This is a genomic window from Dysgonomonas termitidis, assembly GCF_054657735.1.
Map to the genome: position 1 here is coordinate 1023688 of NZ_BAAHYD010000002.1, position 20760 is coordinate 1044447.

Genomic DNA, 20760 nt, shown 5'->3' on the forward strand with positions numbered 1-20760 from the left:
TTAATCATTGAGCAGCAAATATATGAATAATACATTAACAAAAAAGAAGAGAGGCTCTCACAGCCTCTCTTTTTAATATATTTTTTAGTTTTCGAAATAGTCGTCGTGATAGTATGAGTTCTTTTTGAGATAATATGTCCTGTCTCCATAGTAGCGGGATGTGCCGTAATAGCCTTCACGTCCTTTAACATCGTTGAAGACAAGCGCTATATCTTCCACGCCATCGTATTTCAACTGGGTAATAACGCTTTTGAAGAATGATTTGTTTGTCTTGGCCCGGCGCACGACGAACAATGTCGTGTCTGCTATCTCTGATAGTATATATGCATCCGACACCAGTCCCACAGGGCTACAGTCGATGATTACATAATCGTATATTTCTTTCAGGTGTTCCAATACTTGTTTTGTTTTGGCCGTTTTTATCAATTCGCTCGGGTTTGGTGGTAATGTCCCCGCAGGAATAATATCGAATCCATAGTCGGGATGGGAGTAAGTAATTTCGTCCAGTGTCACTTGTCCTATGAGGTAATTCGATATCCCTTTCTGTGAGTCTATTTGCAGGGTTTTAGCAACCGAAGGGCGGCGGAGGTCTAAGTCCACAATGATAACTTTCTTGCCCATCAATTGATATACGGACGCAATATTTGTGGCTATGAACGTTTTACCGTCAGCCGGCTCGGTAGAAGTAACCAGGACTGTAATCTTGTTTTCGCGTTGCGCCATGTACTCAATCCTGACACGCATATTGCGGAACGATTCGGCAAAACTCGATTTAGGATAGTTCTTGACCAAAACTACTCCATTATTGAGTTTCTTCGAAACGTTTTCTATTGTACCGATAACGGGAAATCCTGAAATTTTCTCACATTCTTCTTTTGTTGTTATGGAGAAATTTAATATTTCTTCTTTCAGTACCACAAAGCATAATGGAAGGATGAGGCCTATAATGAAATAGTATGTGTAGTTCTTACCTATTTCTCCCCCGTTGACAGCACCACCCATTTGCCGGGGCGCTTCCCAGATAAAGTTGTCCGGCGTGTTTGATGCCTTTTGTATCTCGGCTTCATATTGTCTTTGGGTAAGATATTGGTGGTACATCTCATTTACCCGGAACTCCCGCTGGAATTTTACCAGATCCCGTTCCTGCGGCGGAAGGTTGTCTATTTTCAGCTGGAGCACTTCATATTTTCGTACCAGGGCATCTTTCTGGTTTTGAAGATTGATCTGGGAAACTTGTATTTCCTGTAAAATCTTTACCCTGAGGTCGTTCAGTTCGTCGATCGTTTTATTATATAATGGATTTTTCGCGCCCAGGTTCCGGGCCTTTTGAAGCAATTCATTATACAGCGTCACAAATTCGCTTAATTTGGGATTCCTTATATTCATACTGGCAGGGTCCATCAGGTCGTCGGTGCCGAGAATCCTCTCTTTTATTTTTTCAGTCAGGAGCAGCACTGATTTTTCCTTCAGGGAAAGGGCGTCTTTTTCCCTGTCGGCACTGTCGAGGGCTATTCTTAACGATTGGGATGAGATATCATATACTCCTGTTTCTTTTTGGAATTTTTCAAGTTTGAAACGTGAAATATCTAACGAGTCGTTGATTAATTTCAGCTGTTTGCTCAGGAATTCTATCGTAAGTTCTGCCTGTTCATTCTTTAGCCCAAGGTTGTAATTCTCAAATTCCTTGAGCAATATATTCAGGTAATCAATGTCTTTGGCCGGATTTGTGCCTGACATGGAGATGGATAAGATGGATGAATTGTTTTCAAGTTCAGAACGGATTCGTCCGTTATATATTCCTATCAACTGGTCTTCGGACAGGAATCTGAAATTGAATGTTGATATATCCGGTTTAAAGGCGCCTTTAATATCGTTTCTGAAATTGGGTGTCTTATGTAGTTTTATTTTAAAAAGCTTATAATCAATTTCTTGGTTGAATGGGGTTATCAGGGAGATTTTAGTTTCCGACTTGGGATCTTCCTTATAGCTGATTTCGCATTTTTCCGGATCTATATAGCTGATTTCGTATGAGTAATTATATGCTTCAGGCTTGATATCGATCATTTCTATTTCGATAGGAGTGTCGGTGTACAAGCTGATATATTTAAACCGGGTTTGTATATAGTATTCGATACGCATTTTCGCCGGTAAACTTTTTACAGTCCGTTCGGTGAGTCCATAGGATTTCAATACAATTTGCTGGTTTTCAGTATTACGCAATAAAGTTCCTGTAGGAACGGAACCCGCAACAACACTGGCCGTGTTCCTGTCTTCCAAAATCATCAGGGCCTGAACGTAGAATACGGGCACCCAGGATTTATTTTTTATATATGCATAGCCAAGAAATACGGCGACCGATATAATAAAAAGATACCAGTATTTCAAAATACGGTAAAACCAAAGGACAAAATCGAATGATATGTTTGTCTTTGTCTTTACTTCCTCGAAATAGGGATCGGACTCTATTACTTTTTTATTGTTATTATCCATGATAACTATCTGTTTCTATAACGCTTATGTTTGGGTGTTTGTTCTTGGTCAAACTTTGGAGCTAACTGAATGTTTATAGTCTTTATTCCTCTACATCTATGCTTCCCGCAGCTTTATTAAAAGCCTCTGTATATGATTGAATATAATAAGAACTGTAATGGTACAGACATCGTTGTAATAAATGAACTCATCGAACTGATGTCAAAGAATGAATTTTTGTTTGTAGGAAAATAAATTACATCGTTTGGTTTAATATAATAATATTCGGACTGGATTACATCCTGACTTCTCAGATCAAATGTTTTTACCTGTGTATTCCCATCAGTACCTTTTCTGACTATGCTCACTCTGGTCAGATCCATCAGTCCGGTTGTCTGTTGTGATATGGCCAATGCCTGGTAAATAGTCATATTGTCTTTGTATACCTGGTAAGATCCTCTTTTATCATTGGCATAAATATAGAAAAAATTATTGGCCATAGTTACTTTTACCTGTACATCTTTTACCGATTGTTGCATCAGGTTTTGTATGATGATCTCCGCTTCCTGTACCGTATGACCGGCTACTTTGGCTGTGCCGAAGAACGGAAGTATAACAGTGCTGTCTTCATATATTGTATATGTTTTCAATACATTCTGGTTGTTTGTAATCACAGAATTGAAAGTGCTTACCAGTTCCTGGTCACTGGATGAAATAGCGCATGATATCATGTCTCCGACGTCCAGCTTATACTCCTTGAATTCTTGTAAAGGATACTGTTTGTCTATAGCCTGAAGGTAATTTATCTCTTCGCTCGATATGCAGGAAGAGAAAATACCTGAGATGGATATACAGAGTAGCAGAAAATATAATGTGTATTTCATATTAAAAAATTCTGAGTATTAATATTACAACGCCGGCTAGTGATGTTACCATGCCGAAAATTCCGGTAAATGATGTGGTTGCCCCCAGGAATTTGCCTTTGGTCTGAGGTACGTATATAACATCGTTTGGCTGTATATAATAAAATTCTGTGTCAATAATATCTTTACTTCTCAGATCGAATGTTTTGGTAAGCGATCCGCCGGCATTCTGCCTGATGATGGTCACCTTGGACCGGTCGCCGTATGGGCCGATATTGGTAGCTATGGACAGTGCCTGGTATATCGTCATAGAGGTGCTGGTCATCGTTATCCTGTTTGCCCCGGCTTCTCCCAGTACACTGAAATACCTGTTTGCAAGTGTTACATCAGCCATGGTTCCTTCCGAAAAGGTATTCAGTTTCTGGCTGATAGCAGTTTTTATTTGTAGGAGGGTAAGTCCCTGGACATATATTTTCCCTACATAGGGAAAGTTAATAGTACCGTCGGCATAAACGGTTGTAGGCCTTATGTTCCACGTGTTTTCCAGACTTCTGATTTCGGAGCCTACACTTACGCCAGTCGATTCGTTCATGCCTCTGTATGTAGATTGGGGGCTATAACCCGCAAACATATTTGCTGTTTCACGGTCCCATGCATATACAATGATGCTCAACTGATCTCCGGGGATGACTTTGTATTCTTCTGCCTTGACCATAAGCTGAGGGTAATTCAGCTTTATATCCTGCAGTAAGTCCGTTTGCTTGTTTGTTACACAAGAACTGAGACTTGAGATAATACAAAACAGTATTAAAAGTGCTTTTGCTAGGCTTTTCATAAATTATATATCCGGTTTCTCAATTTCTACTATCCGAAGGTTTTACTTTGTAATGACAATTGGTCCTTCCTTTCATTAAATTGTTCAGTTTGCCCTTTATTAATTGTTTGCGTATGCCCGATATCTTATCTATAAACAATATTCCCTCTATGTGATCGTATTCATGCTGTATGCAACGTGCGAAGAATGCATCATATACTTCGTCATGAGGAATAAAATCCTCATCGAGATATTGTATGCGGATTTTTTCTTCCCTGTCTACATTTTCATTGATACCCGGTATGCTGAGGCAACCCTCTTCCATTTTTACTACCTCACCTGTTTCTTCAATAATAACCGGATTGATGAATACTTTCTTGAATCCTGAGTAGATTGGGTTATCTTCGGCCAAAGGTTCCAGGTCTATAACAAAGAGGCGTATATCCAGTCCTATCTGGGGGGCGGCTAATCCGATACCATCAGCATTGTACATGGTTTCGAACATATTTTCGATAAGTTCTTTCAGATTGGGATAACCGGATGTGATCTCCCTGGTTTTCTTCCTTAGCACCGGATGACCATACAGATATATGGGTAGTATCATATTTTTTTTATTGTTCATTTGTTTTGTAATCGCAGGCTCTCCATATAGCTTTGCAGTATGATGACCGCACTGATTTCGTCTACAAGAGCTTTGTTTTGCCTGTCTTTCTTTTTCAGACCCGCATCAATCATTGTTTTTTGAGCTAAGGCAGATGTAAAGCGTTCGTCGTACATTTCAACAGGGATATCCGGATAAAGTGCTTTCAGCTTTTTTACAAATGGGAGAATATGCTTCATATTCTCAGAGTATTCGTTATTCATTTGTTTCGGCAGGCCTACTATGATGCGCTCAACATTTTCTCTCTCCAGATAGGTTTTAAGATAATCGAACAGAGTATGAGTAGGAACAGTAGTCAAGCCGTTAGCAATAATTTTAAGCGTATCGGAAACCGCTATGCCTGTTCGCTTTGTCCCATAATCTAAAGCCAAAAATCTTCCCATATTAAAAAACAAAGGTAGATAAAAAACTTTATTTATCTCTAATCTAATTAAGTAAATAGTAAGAATGTTCTCTATTTTGTTATATATAGCAAAAATAGGAGTAAAATTGGTTGTGTATAAAGATAATATCCTATTTTTCTATCAGTTGTGTTTGTAAAGTTACTTTAGTAATAATGAGTTTCCCGGGGGATGATGCATTACTCTTTCAGGTGTTCGAAGTTGCGGCGCTTCAGTTCGAAATCGCGACCAAGGTATTTTTCCCTTACGATTTCATTATTCGCCAGCTGTTCCGCTGTTCCCTGAAACAGAACCTTTCCTTCGAATAGCAGGTATGCCCGGTCGGTAATACTGAGCGTTTCGTCCACATTGTGGTCGGTTATAAGTATTCCGATGTTTTTATATTTGAGCTTGGCTACGATTTCCTGTATGTCCTGTACGGCAATCGGGTCTACTCCGGCGAAAGGCTCGTCGAGCATGATGAATTTAGGGTCTATGGCCAGGCAACGGGCTATTTCAGAACGCCGGCGTTCACCTCCGGATAACCTGTCTCCCAGATTTTTCCTCACTTTCTGCAGTCCGAATTCTTCTATCAGGCTTTCCAGCTTTTCTTTTTGGTAGGCCGCGGAAGTTTTTGTCATTTCCAGAATAGAACGTATATTGTCTTCTACCGTCATTTTCCGGAAGATAGACGCTTCCTGCGCCAGGTATCCGATTCCGTTCTGCGCCCGTTTGTACACGGGGAATTTTGTTATCTCCTGTTCGTTGAGGAAAATTTTGCCTTCATTCGGCATTACAAGTCCCACGGTCATATAGAAAGTGGTAGTTTTACCCGCCCCGTTAGGGCCGAGCAATCCTACGATCTCTCCCTGCTTCACGTCTATCGAAACGTGATTGACAACTGTTCTCGATTTATATCGTTTAACCAGGTTTTCGGTACGCAGCACCATGTGCTGTTCTTCCTGAATGGCTGTTTCTTCTGTTATTATTTCCTCCATGCCTGTTGATAAGGATACTTATTCCAATATGGTAACCCAGCCGTGTGTGTCGGGCTCGTCCCCTTGTTGTATTCCTTTCAGTTTGTTGTATAATCTTGTGCTTATAGGGCCCGCATTTCCGTCTTTGGATATTACATACGATTTGTCTTCGTCTATATCGTCCACCCTTAGTATCGGGCTTATAACGGCAGCGGTACCCACTTGCCCCGCTTCTTCGAATGTAGCCAGTTCTTCTTCGGGCACTTGCCTGCGCTCAACTTTCATTCCCATGTCTTCGGCCAGTTGCATCAGGCTTTTGTTGGTAATGGACGGCAGTATAGATGAAGAAAGAGGGGTGATGTATGTATTGTCCTTGATCCCGAAGAAATTGGCAGGGCCGCATTCGTCCAGATATTTCTTTTCTTTGGCATCCAGATACAATACCGCGGAATAGCCCATTTCGTGCGCTTTATTTCCGGCCACAAGGCTGGCAGCGTAGTTTCCTCCTATTTTTATCGTACCTGTGCCTAATGGTGCAGCGCGGTCGAATCCGCGAAGAATGGCTACAGGTGTAGGTTTGAATCCTTCTTTGAAGTAAGGCCCCACGGGTGTTACAAACACAAGGAAAAGATATTCATTGGCAGGTTTTACTCCTACCTGCGCACCCAAACCTAGCAATAAAGGACGGATGTATAATGAAGCTCCGCTTCCATAAGGAGGAACGAAGCGTTCATTCAGTTTTACTGCTTTCAGAACGGTTTCTTCAAATACCTCCACAGGCAGTTCGGCCATCATAATACCATGACACGAAGATTGCATGCGCAAAGCATTGTCATGCATTCTGAATATGCGGATTTTACCATCTTTGCCCCTGAATGCTTTCAGTCCTTCAAATGCTTCTTGTCCGTAATGAAGGCAGGTCGCGGCCATATGAATGTCAATAGATTCGGATGTGGTTTCGGCAGGGGTGCTCCATTTACCATCTTTGTAATAACTTCTTACATTGTAGTCTGTCTTCATGTATCCGAAAGACAAATTTGACCAGTCTATAGCATTCATATCAGTAAAAGTTTTAGCATCAATAATAATTGATAGGATTGTTTATTCCCACAAAAATACAATTTTCGGTGATATAAGGATTAAAAATTAGTCATTAAGTTTGGCTTTTAATGAAAGAAAGTATTTTATATCATTCATTAAGCCTGCAACTGCCGGCCGTGTATTTTTCCAGAGCACTGTAAATAGTCTGGGATATGTATCCGTAAATATCCTGTTATCTGCTTCTCTGAAGACTTGCGGCTCCGTCGAATAGCCTGTCTGTAAATAAAATACCTTGCAGGTGGTCGAATTCATGCTGAAAGATAACTCCGGTGAAATCACTGCCCCGCGACTGCCCCGACAATCTTTCTTTTATCAGTTCTCCTTTTTCATTGTAGTACTCTACATCTATCCATGCATAACGTTTGGTACTTCCTGATAGTTCGGGAACGGAAAGGCATCCGTCACCTTCAAAACAGATGGTTTCGCCGGAATGATTTACGATGCGCGGATTGATAGCCACCTGAATCGCTTTATCCGGGCGGTCTATTCGTGTAAATAAAAATAAGTTCCGGCCCACACCCACCTGAGGAGCCGCGATTCCGACACCTGATTCTACGGCCAGTGTAAGTTTCAGCCGTTGGATAAAGTGCAGCCAGTCCTTGTCGGATACAATATCTTTAATGTTTATATCGATGCTTTTTTTCCTCAGGAAGAGGGAATCATCTATATTGTCCGTCTGTAATACTCTGAACGGGGTGTCAATACCGTGGCTGTTGGTTAATGTCTTTTCTTTTGTAGTCATATTTCTTATTGAATTACACGCAGATAGGGCAATGCTTAGCAAAAGCATATATATAATTTTTTTCACTGCATTATTGAATTGAGATTTGATACAAAGATAATAAAATGTCGGTTAATAATGCGGCTTCAAAGAAACAAGTGCTACTTTATTTATGGGCGTCATTGGGCTAAGTAATTTTATTCGCCGGCACCCACTGGCGTGGACTTCCAGTCCGTGTCCTGTTGACAGGGCAAAAATGTTTACTACGCCACACACAAGCGGGGCATCTGCGCGGGCAGAGGCTATGTCAGCGTAACTGAAAATTTATCAAAACCAAATATCTTTATCTGTATAAGAAACTGATTATTAACATTAATATTTAAGTATCTTATGAAGTATAAAGAGAAAACGGCCTCAGAGATTATCCGGATGATAGAACAGGACTTGTGCAGTATCTCCGAAATATGCAAAACATTTAAAATAAGCCGCAAGACATTTTACGAATGGAAAAAGGCAAAACCGGAGTTCGGCGAAGCGGTGGAAGAAGCCATCGACCACCGCGAAGAGGTGATGATAGCCTCGGCACGTATCGGACTGAAACAACTGCTCGAGGGATACATGCAGAAAAAAGAGAAGGTCACCTACATCCCCGATAAGAACGATCCGCTGAACGAGGTGGAGAAATGCCGCGTAGTGGAAAAGAAATTCTGCCCGCCGAGCATCCGCGCGATAAAGTACGTACTCGACCGGGAGGAAAGGAAGAAGGACAGAGACCGCTTGCTTGCATCGGAACGCCATCCGCTGGTCATCGAAGTACAGGACGAAGAGACCAGGCGTCAGTTGATGATATTGAAAGGGAACGGCTTCCGTTCGGGCGGCTCGCTCAATCCGGAAGTAGTGGCGGCCGTGGACAAGGAACTGGAAGAGGAAGGCAAAATGAAAAGTGAAGAACCGGAAGTGAAAAGTGAAGAACTAAAAGTGAAAAATGAGCAGGGGCAAGTTATGGAGCAGCAGCCTGTCGCTCAACCATCTGCCGCTCCTGTAGAGAAGCCCAAGCCAAAGAATCTCTATCCGTTTCTGCCGCCGGGATATACATCGAGAACGGATTGAGGACGGATTAGTCCCTCAATGGCAGGGTTGTCAAGTTCTGAATCCTTATATCCTCTTTGTCATGTTGAACGAAGTGAATTGAATTGAAAATCGACGGAGTCAAAATCACCGAAGCGAAGGCGAGGCAAACATCTCTTAAATCGAAGGAGATCCTTCGTTCCACTCAGGATGACAGCAGAGAATAACAGAATAAAAGCGGAGAACTTAACAACCCTGCCCCGGAAAGGGACTTACATTGAAGATAAGAAGTAATAAGTGGAAAAAAACTGTATTTTTGTTTACTGCTAACTATTAGCTGATTTACAAAACAATATATCTTGAAATAAGAAAAATATATATTATTTTGTGACGATACAGGCTAAATGGCGACATATAAATAGAAACGAATCTCTGATAGATGGAACAAACGGCAAATGTGGATGTGCAGTTTTTGGAAATGATACGCCAGAATGAGGGTATCATTTACAAAGTTTCTTCTTTCTATACCGATATGGAACATCCTCTGGGAGATTTATATCAGGAGGTGGTACTTAACTTATGGAAAGCTTTTCCGTCTTTCAGGGGCGACAGTAAATGCTCTACATGGATATACCGGATTGCCCTGAATACATGCGTCTCCTTTTACCGGAGGAGTAAAAAGAATATCAGCTATGTGGATATATCGATGGATATACCCGATGTAGTGGATAATAATGAGGAAATACAGGAGTTATATAAACTTATAAACCGCCTGGGGAAAATAGAACGGGCTTTGGTATTGCTTTATCTCGATGATAAATCTTATAAAGAGATTGCTGAAATAACGGGGCTTACGGTAACCAATGTGGCTACAAAGATAAGCCGGATAAAGGATAAGCTGAGGGATATGTCGAATGAATAAAACGAATCATTATGGATTTGGATAATATAAAGAAAACATGGCAGGAAACGGAGATGAAACCTACCATAGATAATGAAAAAATACAAAAGATGATTTCTAATGAAGGCCGGAGTGCATTCAATAGCCTGCTCAGATATGAAAAATTGGGTATTATATTGCTTATTATATGTATTCCGATGATATTTGCACTCTCGCTTCGTCACACTCCTGTCATTGTCTTTTATTTATTAAGTGTCGCTATGTTTTTAGTGTGGCAGGTTTATAAGTTCAGAAAGTTGCGGAGGATTAATCTGTCGGAAATGGGCATCACGGAAATTTCGAGTCATTTCTATTGGTATAGGAAGGCGATACTAAAGGAGTTCGTCACAGGTTTGGTCTGGATTATGTTTTTCTTTATTTTGTTTGGCTATTTCGAATTACCTGATGATCCGGATTATCTCTACAGACACCTTATTATATTAGTTATCTCAGTATTAATAGGATTGTTTGTTGCCATAATAATATATAAGATGATTTATTGGAATAATATAAAGAAAATGGAAAACTCTATCGGGGAAATACAGGATTTTGAGAAGGATAACAAATAAATAGTACAGATCGGAAGCAAAAAGATTTAACTTTTCAGGAATAGTTATGGGTTTGCCTCGCCTTCGTTTCGGTAAATGTTATTTCTTCATCCTAGGGCAGTTGCGAGTTACAAGTTGGCTGGCGTTTTGTTTCACGCAAAGGCGCAAAGTTCTACATCTTACGAGTTGTTGACTGATGACTGTTAACTGATGACTGTAAATACTGTTACCTTTGTTACCTTTTTTAATAGTTACAAGTTTGCCTCGCCTTCGCTTCGGCGAATGTTATTTCTTCGCCCTAGGGCAGTTACGAGTTACAAGTTAGTTCACTGTTTACTGCTAACTGTTTACTGATATATCTGTTACCTTTTATAAACGATAGTCTGATTATAAGTTAAATAGGCCTCTGGCCTTAATTGATCATAAATATATTACGGATGAAAACTATCACATCGGCCATTCTCGCAGTTATACTGCTTCTTTCAGTGTCTTTAACTGTTTCTTCGCAGACAGGAGGAAAATATACCGGGGCTCTCCTTTGGAAAGTGTCCGGGAACGGGCTCTCCAAGCCGTCTTATATCCTGGGTACGCATCATCTTACACATGTGAGTTTTGTCGATAACATTCCGGGCTTGAGGGATGTTATGGCGAATACGCAACAGACTGTGGGTGAGCTATTGTTGTCGGATGAGGCCGGTATGCAGCAAAAAGTACAGGCGGCAGCAATGATGCCCGCAGGAGAATCTTATTCCAAACTGCTTTCGGCTGAAGATGCCCGGGCGTTGGATGAAGGGCTGAAATCTTTAGTAGGCGCGGGTCTGGATCAATTCGGGCAATTCAAGCCGGGAATGATCTCGATGATATATACCATCACGCTTTACACAAAACTTTATCCTGAGTTCAATCCTATGTCACATGAAGCTATCGACTCTTATGTGCAACGCATAGCAAAGGAGAATGGAAAATCGGTCTTAGGATTGGAATCGGTGGATGATCAGATTTATGCTTTATTTGAAGCCGAGCCGCTAAAAGATCAGGCGGAGTCTCTGGTTTGCAGCATCAAAACCCGCGATTTGGCGAAAGATCAACTGGATAAATTGAATGCTTATTACAAAGCCGGGGATTTGACCGGAATGTACAACATGGCTTTCAATAATCCGGATGAGCCATGTAAAGTGTCACAGGCGCAGCAAAATGCCATTAATAGAGATCGGAATGATAAATGGGTGGAGAAATTACCCGCGATAATGGAAGATAACTCTAACCTGATCGCTGTGGGCGCTTTGCATCTTGCCGGAGAAGAGGGGATACTGAACCAGTTGGCAACAAAAGGTTATACAGTAGAGCCTGTAAAATAATATCAGATGAGATTGCGCCCTATCCAAAACAGGATAATGACAAGTAGTACCGTATATATAGCCTTCTTGCTATAAAGCCATTGTCTGACACGGGGATACTTTTCTTTGCCCCCGAAATATTCCAGATAGATACATATCAGAATATAGGGGATTGCAATGACAAGTAAGGGATTGCTGGTGAATGCGTCTTTGATTCGCAGGTGCAGCAAATGATGTACAGCCCTTTGTGAACCGCATCCCGGACAATCTAACCCTGTAAACGTATGGAACGGACATCGGGGGAAAAGGGATGATTCTCCGGGACTGAACAGATAGTAAATGATACCGCCTGCAACCAGTAGTATCGCTATCCCGAGCAAGCGCCGGATATATGTGTGGTTTCCGCCAGATGCCGTTTTCCTGTCCATAATTAGGAGGGATTCAGATCGAAGAAAATACCGACGCTGCTATAACACCGAATATCACGAGTAATACATAGCAGGCGGGCAGGAATAAGATCCCGGCCAAAGCCCATTTCTTAGCATTCTGGGCAGCCTGTGTAGCTCGGTCGTATTCTTTGGCATAATAGAGGGATTCCACTTTGGCAGCGTAAAAAATGCCTGCCATACTGATAGGAGAGCAGCAGAATATGGATAATAGTATCGATTCCACTAACCAATTCTTAGGCATGGGAAGTATGTCATCCCATCTGCGGGCGTTATTGTCCTGAGTGTAGTTTGCCTGCTGGTAGCTGGTCGCAGGTTGAGGAGAAGCGATAGGTTGAGGCTTAGGTTCGGTGGTTACAGTTTCCGGTTTCCCAGCTTCGGGGACAGGTATCTCGGTATCGAAGAGGAAAGATAATTCGGGAACGCTTCCGGCATTTACCCAATCGGGCATGCCCGAACGCCACACCATTGTTTCGGGGCGGATTTTTTTTGAGAGTAAATCGTTCAGCGGAAATGGTCCGCATTGCTGCTTCGATATACCATCGATATAATAGTATTTTACCATAATGACTAAATCCGGTATTGAGTAGTAAGTAGTGAGTCTGGGTTTGCAGAGCCTATTTGAATATCTTATCGATTCCGACTGTTGGTGCTGCATCGGGAACTTCTTCGTCCATACCTTTGTCGCATACCCCGTATCCCGGAGCAGGAGCAAATTGGTCGGTTTGTTTATATCCCAGTTTAGGGTCGGCATACACTTTCTTCATAAACAAGCCGAATATAGGAAGTGCCATTGCGGCCCCCTGCCCGTCACTTGTGCGGTCGAAGTGTATGGAACGGTCTTCTCCACCTACCCAGCATCCGGCAGAAAGCTTAGGACTGAAGCCCATAAACCAGCCGTCGGAGTTGTTCTGTGTTGTCCCGGTTTTACCACCCAATGGAGCGGTAATGCCATAGTTGCGTCTTACGCGGCCGCCTGTTCCCCCATCGATTACACCACGGAGCATATCCAGCATCTTCACATAGGTGCCCTCACTGAACACTTCGTCGAGCTTGGCCGAGAAGTTTGCCACTACATTCCCTGAGCGGTCTTCTATATGCGTCACATAAACAGGGTTAGCTCTTACTCCTTTGTTGGCAAAGGCCGAATAGGCAGCTACCATTTCGGCTACTGTAACCTCCGGTGTTCCGAGACACATGGCTGGTACAGGATCGATATGTCCTGTCAGTCCGAATGAGCGCAGGAAGCGTGCAAATGCATAGGGTGAAGTCCTGTTCATCAGGTATGCGGTTACCATATTGTCGGAGTTTTGCAGTCCCCATTTTATAGTAACCATTTCTCCCACCTTAGATGCCCTTATTCCCCGTGGCGGATGCTGCCGTCCCATCTCGTCAATCAGAACTTGTTGCTCATATTGCATCTCGTCGCAAGGTGTCACACCTTCTTGCATGGATAATGCGTACAGGTATGGTTTGATTGTGGAACCGACCTGCCGGCGACCCATATTTACCATATCATACTGGAAGAAGCGATAGTCGATGCCGCCCACATATGCTTTTACATAGCCGGTATGTGTATCCATAGCCATGAATCCGGCACGCATAAATCCTTTATGATAACGGACCGAATCCCACGGAGTCATGATGGTGTCTATTTCACCCCTCCATGAGAAGACTTTCATATCTACCGGCTTCTTAAACTCGGCTAGTATCTCTTTCTCCGAAGCTCCGGCCTTCTTCATATTCCGGTAGCGGTCGGTTTGTTTCATCGCTTTATAGAGCAGAGAGTCTACTTGCTTGGACACCGAGTAGGAATATGGGGCGTAAGAACGTCCTTTCTTTTCTTTATCGAAATCAGGTTGCAGTTCTTTGCTCATATGCTCGGTCATTGCTTCCTCTGCATATTGTTGCATCCGGGAGTCTATTGTAGCATATATTTTAAGTCCGTCAGTTGCCAGATTGTAACTACTGCCATCAGGCTTCCTGTTTTTGCTGCACCAGCCGTACAAAGGGTTTGTCTCCCAGCTAAGTGAGTCTATTGTAAACTGATCCTGTTGCCATGAGGCGTAATTGGATCTGTCGGGCTTTTTTGCATTTAGTGTCAGACGCAGATATTCCCTGAAATAAGGGGCCAATCCGTCTTTGTGATCTACCCGTCTGAAATCCAGTTTTAATGGTATCTGTTTCAGTGAATCGTATTGTTGTTGTGTTATGTAGTCGTTTTTGCGCATCTGATCCAGTACGACATCCCTTCTTCCTCTTGTGCGCTCGGGTTGCCTTTTCGGATTGAAGTAAGACGGATTTTTACACATGCCGATAAGGGTGGCAGCCTCCTCTATTTTCAGGTCTTTCGGTGTCTTGTTGAAATATACCTGAGCTGCCGATTGGATACCCACGGCATTATTCAGAAAGTCGAACTGATTAAGATAAAGATTTATGATCTCGTCTTTTGTATAATAGCGTTCGAGCTTGGCTGCGATTACCCATTCGATTGGTTTGCGCAAAAATACACGCACCATCCAGTTCTCGGCCGGAGGAGAATATAATTGTTTTGCCAATTGCTGTGTGATGGTGCTACCGCCACCTCCGCTCGATTGCTGAAGTATAACCGTTTTTACTACTGCACGGGTCAATGCATAGGCATCGATTCCCGAATGCGAATAGAATCGCGCGTCTTCAGTGGCAACAAGCGCTTGCACCAAATATGGAGAGAGGTCGCTATAGTTTGAATAGATACGATTGTTTTTAGCTTGTGAATATGTTCCCAGCAATACGGCGTCCGAAGAATAAATCTGGGAAGCGTATTTGTCTATCGGATTCTCCAATTCTTCTACATCGGGCATGTAACCGACAATACCTGTCGCGATACAGGTGAACAGGATAATAATCAGCGCAATGATGCAGCCGAAAGCTACCCATAGTTTTTTTACTATTTGTTGAGGTGTGTATTTGCTAAGAAATTTCTTTTTCTTCGATTTTGCTTTCTTATCCATATAAAAGGTCTAAATCTAATCAGTTTGCAAATTTAAGTAAAACGTTTTTAATATTGCAGATAAAAATCCTTAAATGGTTATATATAGTAAACAGTAAACAGTGAACTAACTTGTAACTCGTAACTGCCCTAGGGCGAAGTAACTTGTAACTATTAAAAAAGGTAACAAAGGTAACAGTATTTACAGTCATCAGTTAACAGTCATCAGTCAACAACTCGTAAGATGTAGAACTTTGCGCCTTTGCGTGAAACAAAACGCCAGCCAACTTGTAACTCGTAACTGCTTTAATCAACCTTTCAAAGAACTATCAGCTAACAGCTAAAGGCTATTGGCTTATTATATAGATAAAATTATATGAATAAAACAACACTTGAATCTTATTACAAGAAACAGAGTTGTTGAGTTGATTATTACCCGCAGGCCCGAAAAGTATTATTGATGAGAGGGAGGTGTCAATAGCTGACAGTTCTCTGCTATACCGGATCTACATCGTAGTGCAGCAGGATCGCTTTAAAGTCGGTATTGGTGAATACAGTCGATTGGTGAAAGAGGATTGTTTCCCTTACTTTCTGTATAGACGCGTTGTTTTCTATCTTCAGCAGAATATTCCGGATATATAACGACTGAATGCGGGATACCGGCGGTTTTCCGGGGCCGAGTATCCGTCCGCCGAACGATTGCCTTAACGCGTGGGTAAATTGGGAGGCAGCATTTTCCGTGAGTTTTTCGTCCCGTCCCCTTACAACGATAGATATAAGCCTGAAAAAAGGGGGGTAGCGAAACAGCTTGCGTTCTTCTGTCTGTGTCTGATAGAACGATTCGTAGTCGTTGTGCTTTACAAAGTTGATAACAGGATGGGAGGGATGTGCTGTTTGCAGCATGACAAGCCCCTGCTTATTCTTGCGCCCCGCGCGTCCGCTGACCTGAGTAATGAGTTGGAAAGCTTTTTCATAAGCTCGGAAGTCCGGATAATTCAGCAGGTTGTCGGCATTCAGTATTCCGACAACAGATACATAGCCAAAATCCAGTCCTTTCGATACCATCTGTGTACCGATCAGGATATTTGTCCTGTTATCTTCGAATCGGGAAATAATATGTTCGTAAGATTTTTTTCCCCGTGTCGTATCCAGATCCATACGTGCGACAGCCGCTTCCGGGAAAAGAGTGTTCACTTCCTCTTCGATACGTTCCGTACCATAGCCCAGAAACTCAAGCGTGGGTGTCTTGCATTCCTCGCAGACATCCGGAACCCGGTATGTAGAACCGCAATAGTGACAGACAAGCATACGTTGTCCCTTGTGGTAAGTAAGGCATACATCGCAATGAGAGCAACGCGGCGTCCATGAACAGTTTTTACATTCAAGCAAGGAAGCGAAGCCGCGCCTGTTCTGGAACAGGATAATCTGTTCTTTCTTTTCCAGGGCTTCCTTTACTTTTTCTATCAGGGGAGGGGAGAGAACCGATTTCATCTGCTTCTTGCGTCTCAGTTCCTTGGTGTTGACAACAGCTATCTGAGGGAGTTCGATATCCTCATGCCTTTTGGTGAGCCTTACCAGGCCATACCTACCCGAAAGGGCATTATGGTATGTCTCTATGGAAGGTGTGGCGGTACCCAGTAATACTTTGGCTTTATACATATTTGCCAATACGATGGCGGCATTGCGGGCATGGTAGCGCGGAGCAGGGTCTTGTTGCTTGTAAGAGCCTTCGTGTTCTTCATCTACGATGATAAGTCCGAGGCTGGTGAACGGCAGGAATATGGCGGAACGTGCGCCCAGTATAACCTGCGTTTCTCCGTCTTTCAGTAGCCTGTTCCATGTTTCGGCCCGTTCGTTGTCATTGAATCGGGAATGATAGACGGCCAGCTTATTGCCGAAGACGGTTTTCAGGCGGTTGGTGATCTGCGTTGTCAGCGCTATTTCGGGTAGCAGGTATAATACCTGTTTGCCTTTGCTTATAGCATCGCTGATAAGCCGGATATATATTTCGGTCTTACCGCTGGAAGTTACTCCATACAATAAGGTGGTGTCTTGTTCTTCGAATGACTTTATAATTTCCCCGTAGGCCTGCTGCTGATAAGTGTTCAGTTCGCAGGCGGATTCTATGTTGGTTTCTCCGTAATCGAAGCGGCTGATTTCAATATCGTACACTTCAAGTGTTTTTTTCTTTACCAACTCGGATAGTACGGCGGGTGATGTGTCGGCATCTTCCAAAAGCTGCTTCTTTGTGACAATCGGGTTATTTTCGTTCAGATGGAGAAAAGCAGTCAATAGATGCTGTTGTTTTTTTGCTCTTCCCAACCCGCTGAGCATATCATTGAGCTCGTCATCGGTATATGCCCTTGTAAGCCTTACTGCTGAAAGAGTTTTCGCGGAATAAGCATCTTGGATGTTCTCATTTATATATGCCGCCCCTTTATCAGCCAGAGATTTGATGGCGGGAATGGCGTTTGTCAATCCGGCCCGTTTTTCTATTTCGGCAATTGTGGATGCCTTTTCCGGCGACAACAGGTAAAAGACCTTTTGCTCGTTGAGAGTCAAAGGTTCTGCCGCTTCAAAGTCCGGATTGAGAAAGACGTGAGTCTCACTCTCCAGTTTCAGGGCTGACGGTAAGGCTGCACGGTACACATCACCCAGCGAACACATGTAATAAAATGAAACCCACTCCCAGAATTTCAGCTGGAAGGGGGTTACTATAGGGTAGTCCTCCAAAGTGGAGACTATATCTTTGACCGGTGTTTGTTTTTCTTCCGATTCGTATGAACGGAAAACTATCGCCGTGTAAAATTTTTTCTTCCCGAACTGTACAATCACCCTGCTGCCTCCGTAGACCGTATCGGCCAGTTCCGGCGGAATAATGTATGTGTATAGTCCTTGTAAAGGAAGCGGTAATATTACGTCGGCGTATAATGTCATTCGTTAGAATAAGTATGCAAGACTGACTGTCCAGGTTTGTCTGTCTACCTTTTTGAAATCTTTAGCAGCTTCCTGATCGTAAGTATCGGTGAATTTATAACGGTAGTTCATACCCAGATCGAGGTGGCTCAATAAACTAACACCTGCACCTGCAATAAATCCTGTCTGGAATCCTTTTTGGTCGTATGTCTGATCTTCAATTTTCAGTTCGCCGCCGCCTACTTTCAGATTACCATATACACCAGCCGAGAAATATATGCCGGCAACGCCGAAAATAGAGAATCTTTTCTTCAGGCTGACAGGTACTGTCAGATAACTAAGGTTTGATATATCACCTTGTTTTTCGTTGCTGTCTACATTATAACCTTTGTTGCCATAGGCCAATCCCGTTTCTACGCCAAAACCTGTTAGTGGTACGTTTAGTTCAAGTATTCCTCCTACTTGGAACCCGACGCGGTTTTTTACGTTCAGTATACTAGAGTTTACTTTATGATCTGCAACATCTATTCCCCCTTTTAGTCCATATCTGATTATTTGGGCAGAAGATGGATTGATGCTAGTTATAAATAAGAGTAATAACAGGCCTAAAGGCAAAAAATACTTAGTTTTCATAATGAGCTTCATTTTTAATTATCTATATACTATAACAAATCGGAATATATATAGTTTTATTGTGGCACAAATATAGGAAAAAGATAGAGATTTTGATTTCCTCCTTATTTGCGAATGATATGGATATTGAATTAATTTATATCTCGTGATATGTTATATTGGAATAAGTTGAAAATTACTCCAAAGCATTTATGAAAACAATTTTATTTTTTGTGTTGTTCTAATTCTATGTAGAATATATTGCTAACCCTAAAAAACTCTATTATGTCCAATCATGATGAAAACTTAAACGACAACTCCTATTTGGATAAAAGGCTGGGAGCACCGATGAAGAAAATTGACGGACTGAGCAGTGATAAGAAGAGGGCTGAGTCGGAGCATCTTCATGCTTTTAGAGAAGATGTGGATAAAGACAAAAATAGCCGGGAAAATAAGGACTCAGAAGAGTAATTTAATAGACTAAATATCATGGATATATTAAAATATTTCTTTATATCAGTTGGTGTTATATCGATATTGGTGTTTCTTACCTTGTTGATTATAGGTGTTAAGGTTGTTTCGGCCATACTTTTATATGTTATTGGCGCAATCGCAGTAATATCAGCGATCGGATTCATTATTTTCTATATCGGGAAATGGACTGGCAAAAATGAATCGAAATAGGATCGCTTCGGTTCAATAATATCACTCAGTCTGGTTGTATCGCATGACGAAAACAGTTCTCGTTTCATAGAGCCGTGTTTACCTTGGGAGGCAGGACGGTTTTGCTTTATTATGTAAGTACGGTCTTATCCGGGCGATGGATATGAAATGCTAAATAAGAATAATACGAAATATTTACGCCTTTCATTATAACCCCTGAAATAAAACCGGCTGACTATCTGCGTGATAATCAGCCGGTATTTTGGTTTTTTTCTTGTAGCACAGCCGGGAATCGAACCCGAATCTAAAGTTTAGGAAACTTCTATTCTATCCATTGAACTACTGCGCCGGCACATTTGCTATTTGCAAATCAGATGCAAAAATAAGAGATTTTCCGACATATGGCAAATAGATTCTATAAATTCACGTTCTTAAAATGAAAACGTATTGTGTGAAGCCGTAATAATTGAAGATGGATTTAACGATAAAGCTTTATTAACAGGTGTGAATATATGGCAATTGGATACAAAAACGTATCTTTATAGCCAGATATCAAAAAAAACTATAACAAAATGCATAAGTAGAAGTAAATGTTTGTTAATGCATTGTCCCAATCTACTTGCTTGTTGTTTATAAACTTAACAAAATAGTAAATAGGTCTGTGACCTTAAAATAAAGATAAATGTTTCAAATTAATGATACGATAGTCGCATCGGATATAATAGAAGAGAATTTTTTGTGCGATTTATCGGTATGTAAGGGAGAATGTTGTGTAGAAGGGGATTCCGGTGCGCCTCTTGAAGATGAAGAAGTAAAGATTATCGAAGACCTGTTGCCTCAGGTCTGGGACGACTTGTCCCCCGCAGCCCGGGAAGTAATCAAGAAACAGGGTGTAGCATATAAAGACACCGATGGCGATATGGTAACTTCCATCGTCAACGGGAAAGACTGTGTGTTTACCTATTATGACGAGAAAGGAATTTGTAAATGTGCTATAGAAAAGGCTCATCGCGAAGGACGGGTAGACTTTTACAAACCGATCTCCTGCCATTTATATCCTATCCGTTTAGATAAATACAGAGATTTTACGGCGGTGAATTATCATCGCTGGCGGGTATGTAAGGCAGCCGTTCTGCTTGGCAATAAAGAAGGTCTGAAGATCTATCAGTTTCTGAAAGAGCCTCTTATCCGGCGGTTTGGTGAAGACTGGTATAATGAACTTACTCTGGTTGCGGAAGAATATAAGAAGTCAGTAAACAGTAAGCAGTAAACA

General features: G+C 42.0%; 19 protein-coding genes and 1 tRNA gene. 6 read left to right on the forward strand and 14 right to left on the reverse strand.

The genetic code is table 11. The features are described 5' to 3' along the window. Positions 1-84: 84 nt before the first annotated feature. From ACYQ3L_RS08150 to def (ACYQ3L_RS08185), 8 genes are all read right to left on the reverse strand, one after another. Positions 85-2490: an exopolysaccharide transport family protein gene (locus ACYQ3L_RS08150; protein WP_380000229.1), complete on the reverse strand. Its 2406-nt coding sequence runs from the start codon at positions 2488-2490 to the stop codon at positions 85-87. Positions 2491-2606: 116 nt separating this feature from the next. After that, positions 2607-3353: a polysaccharide biosynthesis/export family protein gene (locus tag ACYQ3L_RS08155; protein WP_380000231.1), complete on the reverse strand. Its 747-nt coding sequence runs from the start codon at positions 3351-3353 to the stop codon at positions 2607-2609. Between the two features lies 1 nt (position 3354). Next, positions 3355-4167 (reverse strand): polysaccharide biosynthesis/export family protein, encoded by an 813-nt coding sequence (locus tag ACYQ3L_RS08160; RefSeq protein ID WP_380000233.1) that lies wholly within the window; start codon positions 4165-4167, stop codon positions 3355-3357. A 19-nt stretch (positions 4168-4186) separates the two neighbouring features. Beyond that, on the reverse strand, positions 4187-4750 hold the full coding sequence (gene def / locus ACYQ3L_RS08165) for a peptide deformylase (RefSeq protein WP_380000246.1): 564 nt from the start codon (positions 4748-4750) through the stop codon (positions 4187-4189). 14 nt (positions 4751-4764) lie between these two features. Continuing rightward, the gene (gene ruvX / locus ACYQ3L_RS08170) at positions 4765-5190 is read right to left on the reverse strand and encodes a Holliday junction resolvase RuvX (protein ID WP_380000236.1); all 426 of its coding nucleotides are present in this window, start codon (positions 5188-5190) and stop codon (positions 4765-4767) included. 197 nt (positions 5191-5387) lie between these two features. Beyond that, a complete protein-coding gene (gene lptB / locus ACYQ3L_RS08175) occupies positions 5388-6185 on the reverse strand; it encodes an LPS export ABC transporter ATP-binding protein (protein WP_380000238.1) in 798 nt (265 codons plus the stop codon). 18 nt (positions 6186-6203) lie between these two features. Further along, positions 6204-7223: a branched-chain amino acid aminotransferase gene (locus tag ACYQ3L_RS08180; protein WP_380000240.1), complete on the reverse strand. Its 1020-nt coding sequence runs from the start codon at positions 7221-7223 to the stop codon at positions 6204-6206. Positions 7224-7437: 214 nt separating this feature from the next. Continuing rightward, on the reverse strand, positions 7438-8007 hold the full coding sequence (gene def / locus ACYQ3L_RS08185; protein ID WP_380000242.1) for a peptide deformylase: 570 nt from the start codon (positions 8005-8007) through the stop codon (positions 7438-7440). Between the two features lie 369 nt (positions 8008-8376). Between def (ACYQ3L_RS08185) and ACYQ3L_RS08190 the strand changes: the two genes are divergently transcribed. From ACYQ3L_RS08190 to ACYQ3L_RS08205, 4 genes are all read left to right on the forward strand, one after another. Then, a complete protein-coding gene (locus ACYQ3L_RS08190) occupies positions 8377-9096 on the forward strand; it encodes a helix-turn-helix domain-containing protein (protein WP_459952385.1) in 720 nt (239 codons plus the stop codon). A gap of 397 nt (positions 9097-9493) precedes the next feature. Continuing rightward, positions 9494-9976 carry an RNA polymerase sigma factor gene (locus ACYQ3L_RS08195; protein ID WP_379996282.1) on the forward strand — a complete coding sequence of 161 codons (483 nt, stop codon included), beginning with the start codon at positions 9494-9496 and terminating at the stop codon, positions 9974-9976. Between the two features lie 11 nt (positions 9977-9987). Beyond that, positions 9988-10563 carry a hypothetical protein gene (locus tag ACYQ3L_RS08200; RefSeq protein ID WP_379996284.1) on the forward strand — a complete coding sequence of 192 codons (576 nt, stop codon included), beginning with the start codon at positions 9988-9990 and terminating at the stop codon, positions 10561-10563. Between the two features lie 416 nt (positions 10564-10979). Further along, complete coding sequence (locus ACYQ3L_RS08205; RefSeq protein WP_379996286.1) at positions 10980-11900, forward strand: TraB/GumN family protein; 921 nt, start codon at positions 10980-10982, stop codon at positions 11898-11900. Positions 11901-11902: 2 nt separating this feature from the next. On the opposite strand, the gene ACYQ3L_RS08210 is transcribed toward ACYQ3L_RS08205, so the two are convergent. From ACYQ3L_RS08210 to ACYQ3L_RS08230, 5 genes are all read right to left on the reverse strand, one after another. Then, the gene (locus ACYQ3L_RS08210) at positions 11903-12307 is read right to left on the reverse strand and encodes a DUF2752 domain-containing protein (protein ID WP_379996289.1); all 405 of its coding nucleotides are present in this window, start codon (positions 12305-12307) and stop codon (positions 11903-11905) included. A 13-nt stretch (positions 12308-12320) separates the two neighbouring features. Beyond that, the gene (locus ACYQ3L_RS08215) at positions 12321-12890 is read right to left on the reverse strand and encodes a GYF domain-containing protein (RefSeq protein WP_379996292.1); all 570 of its coding nucleotides are present in this window, start codon (positions 12888-12890) and stop codon (positions 12321-12323) included. A gap of 52 nt (positions 12891-12942) precedes the next feature. Beyond that, on the reverse strand, positions 12943-15318 hold the full coding sequence (locus tag ACYQ3L_RS08220) for a transglycosylase domain-containing protein (RefSeq protein WP_379996294.1): 2376 nt from the start codon (positions 15316-15318) through the stop codon (positions 12943-12945). A 473-nt stretch (positions 15319-15791) separates the two neighbouring features. Next, positions 15792-18233 carry a replication restart helicase PriA gene (priA, locus tag ACYQ3L_RS08225; protein ID WP_379996297.1) on the reverse strand — a complete coding sequence of 814 codons (2442 nt, stop codon included), beginning with the start codon at positions 18231-18233 and terminating at the stop codon, positions 15792-15794. A 3-nt stretch (positions 18234-18236) separates the two neighbouring features. Beyond that, a complete protein-coding gene (locus ACYQ3L_RS08230; protein WP_379996299.1) occupies positions 18237-18845 on the reverse strand; it encodes a porin family protein in 609 nt (202 codons plus the stop codon). Between the two features lie 264 nt (positions 18846-19109). Here ACYQ3L_RS08230 and ACYQ3L_RS08235 point away from each other — a divergent pair, with 264 nt between their 5' ends. After that, on the forward strand, positions 19110-19295 hold the full coding sequence (locus ACYQ3L_RS08235; protein WP_379996301.1) for a hypothetical protein: 186 nt from the start codon (positions 19110-19112) through the stop codon (positions 19293-19295). Positions 19296-19764: 469 nt separating this feature from the next. Here ACYQ3L_RS08235 and ACYQ3L_RS08240 read toward each other — a convergent pair. Beyond that, a tRNA-Arg gene (locus ACYQ3L_RS08240) sits at positions 19765-19836 on the reverse strand. Between the two features lie 333 nt (positions 19837-20169). Between ACYQ3L_RS08240 and ACYQ3L_RS08245 the strand changes: the two genes are divergently transcribed. Beyond that, positions 20170-20757 (forward strand): DUF3109 family protein, encoded by a 588-nt coding sequence (locus ACYQ3L_RS08245; RefSeq protein ID WP_379996306.1) that lies wholly within the window; start codon positions 20170-20172, stop codon positions 20755-20757. The last annotated feature ends 3 nt before the right edge of the window (positions 20758-20760 follow it).

Bases quoted from the DNA above. Each gene is read 5' to 3' on its own strand.
- ACYQ3L_RS08150 (WP_380000229.1), bottom strand. From the start codon at position 2,490: ATGGATAATAACAATAAAAAAGTAATAGAGTCCGATCCCTATTTCGAG.
- ACYQ3L_RS08155 (WP_380000231.1), bottom strand. From the start codon at position 3,353: ATGAAATACACATTATATTTTCTGCTACTCTGTATATCCATCTCAGGT.
- ACYQ3L_RS08160 (WP_380000233.1), bottom strand. From the start codon at position 4,167: ATGAAAAGCCTAGCAAAAGCACTTTTAATACTGTTTTGTATTATCTCA.
- def (WP_380000246.1), bottom strand. From the start codon at position 4,750: ATGATACTACCCATATATCTGTATGGTCATCCGGTGCTAAGGAAGAAA.
- ruvX (WP_380000236.1), bottom strand. From the start codon at position 5,190: ATGGGAAGATTTTTGGCTTTAGATTATGGGACAAAGCGAACAGGCATA.
- lptB (WP_380000238.1), bottom strand. From the start codon at position 6,185: ATGGAGGAAATAATAACAGAAGAAACAGCCATTCAGGAAGAACAGCAC.
- ACYQ3L_RS08180 (WP_380000240.1), bottom strand. From the start codon at position 7,223: ATGAATGCTATAGACTGGTCAAATTTGTCTTTCGGATACATGAAGACA.
- def (WP_380000242.1), bottom strand. From the start codon at position 8,007: ATGACTACAAAAGAAAAGACATTAACCAACAGCCACGGTATTGACACC.
- ACYQ3L_RS08190 (WP_459952385.1), top strand. From the start codon at position 8,377: ATGAAGTATAAAGAGAAAACGGCCTCAGAGATTATCCGGATGATAGAA.
- ACYQ3L_RS08195 (WP_379996282.1), top strand. From the start codon at position 9,494: ATGGAACAAACGGCAAATGTGGATGTGCAGTTTTTGGAAATGATACGC.
- ACYQ3L_RS08200 (WP_379996284.1), top strand. From the start codon at position 9,988: ATGGATTTGGATAATATAAAGAAAACATGGCAGGAAACGGAGATGAAA.
- ACYQ3L_RS08205 (WP_379996286.1), top strand. From the start codon at position 10,980: ATGAAAACTATCACATCGGCCATTCTCGCAGTTATACTGCTTCTTTCA.
- ACYQ3L_RS08210 (WP_379996289.1), bottom strand. From the start codon at position 12,307: ATGGACAGGAAAACGGCATCTGGCGGAAACCACACATATATCCGGCGC.
- ACYQ3L_RS08215 (WP_379996292.1), bottom strand. From the start codon at position 12,890: ATGGTAAAATACTATTATATCGATGGTATATCGAAGCAGCAATGCGGA.
- ACYQ3L_RS08220 (WP_379996294.1), bottom strand. From the start codon at position 15,318: ATGGATAAGAAAGCAAAATCGAAGAAAAAGAAATTTCTTAGCAAATAC.
- priA (WP_379996297.1), bottom strand. From the start codon at position 18,233: ATGACATTATACGCCGACGTAATATTACCGCTTCCTTTACAAGGACTA.
- ACYQ3L_RS08230 (WP_379996299.1), bottom strand. From the start codon at position 18,845: ATGAAAACTAAGTATTTTTTGCCTTTAGGCCTGTTATTACTCTTATTT.
- ACYQ3L_RS08235 (WP_379996301.1), top strand. From the start codon at position 19,110: ATGTCCAATCATGATGAAAACTTAAACGACAACTCCTATTTGGATAAA.
- ACYQ3L_RS08245 (WP_379996306.1), top strand. From the start codon at position 20,170: ATGTTTCAAATTAATGATACGATAGTCGCATCGGATATAATAGAAGAG.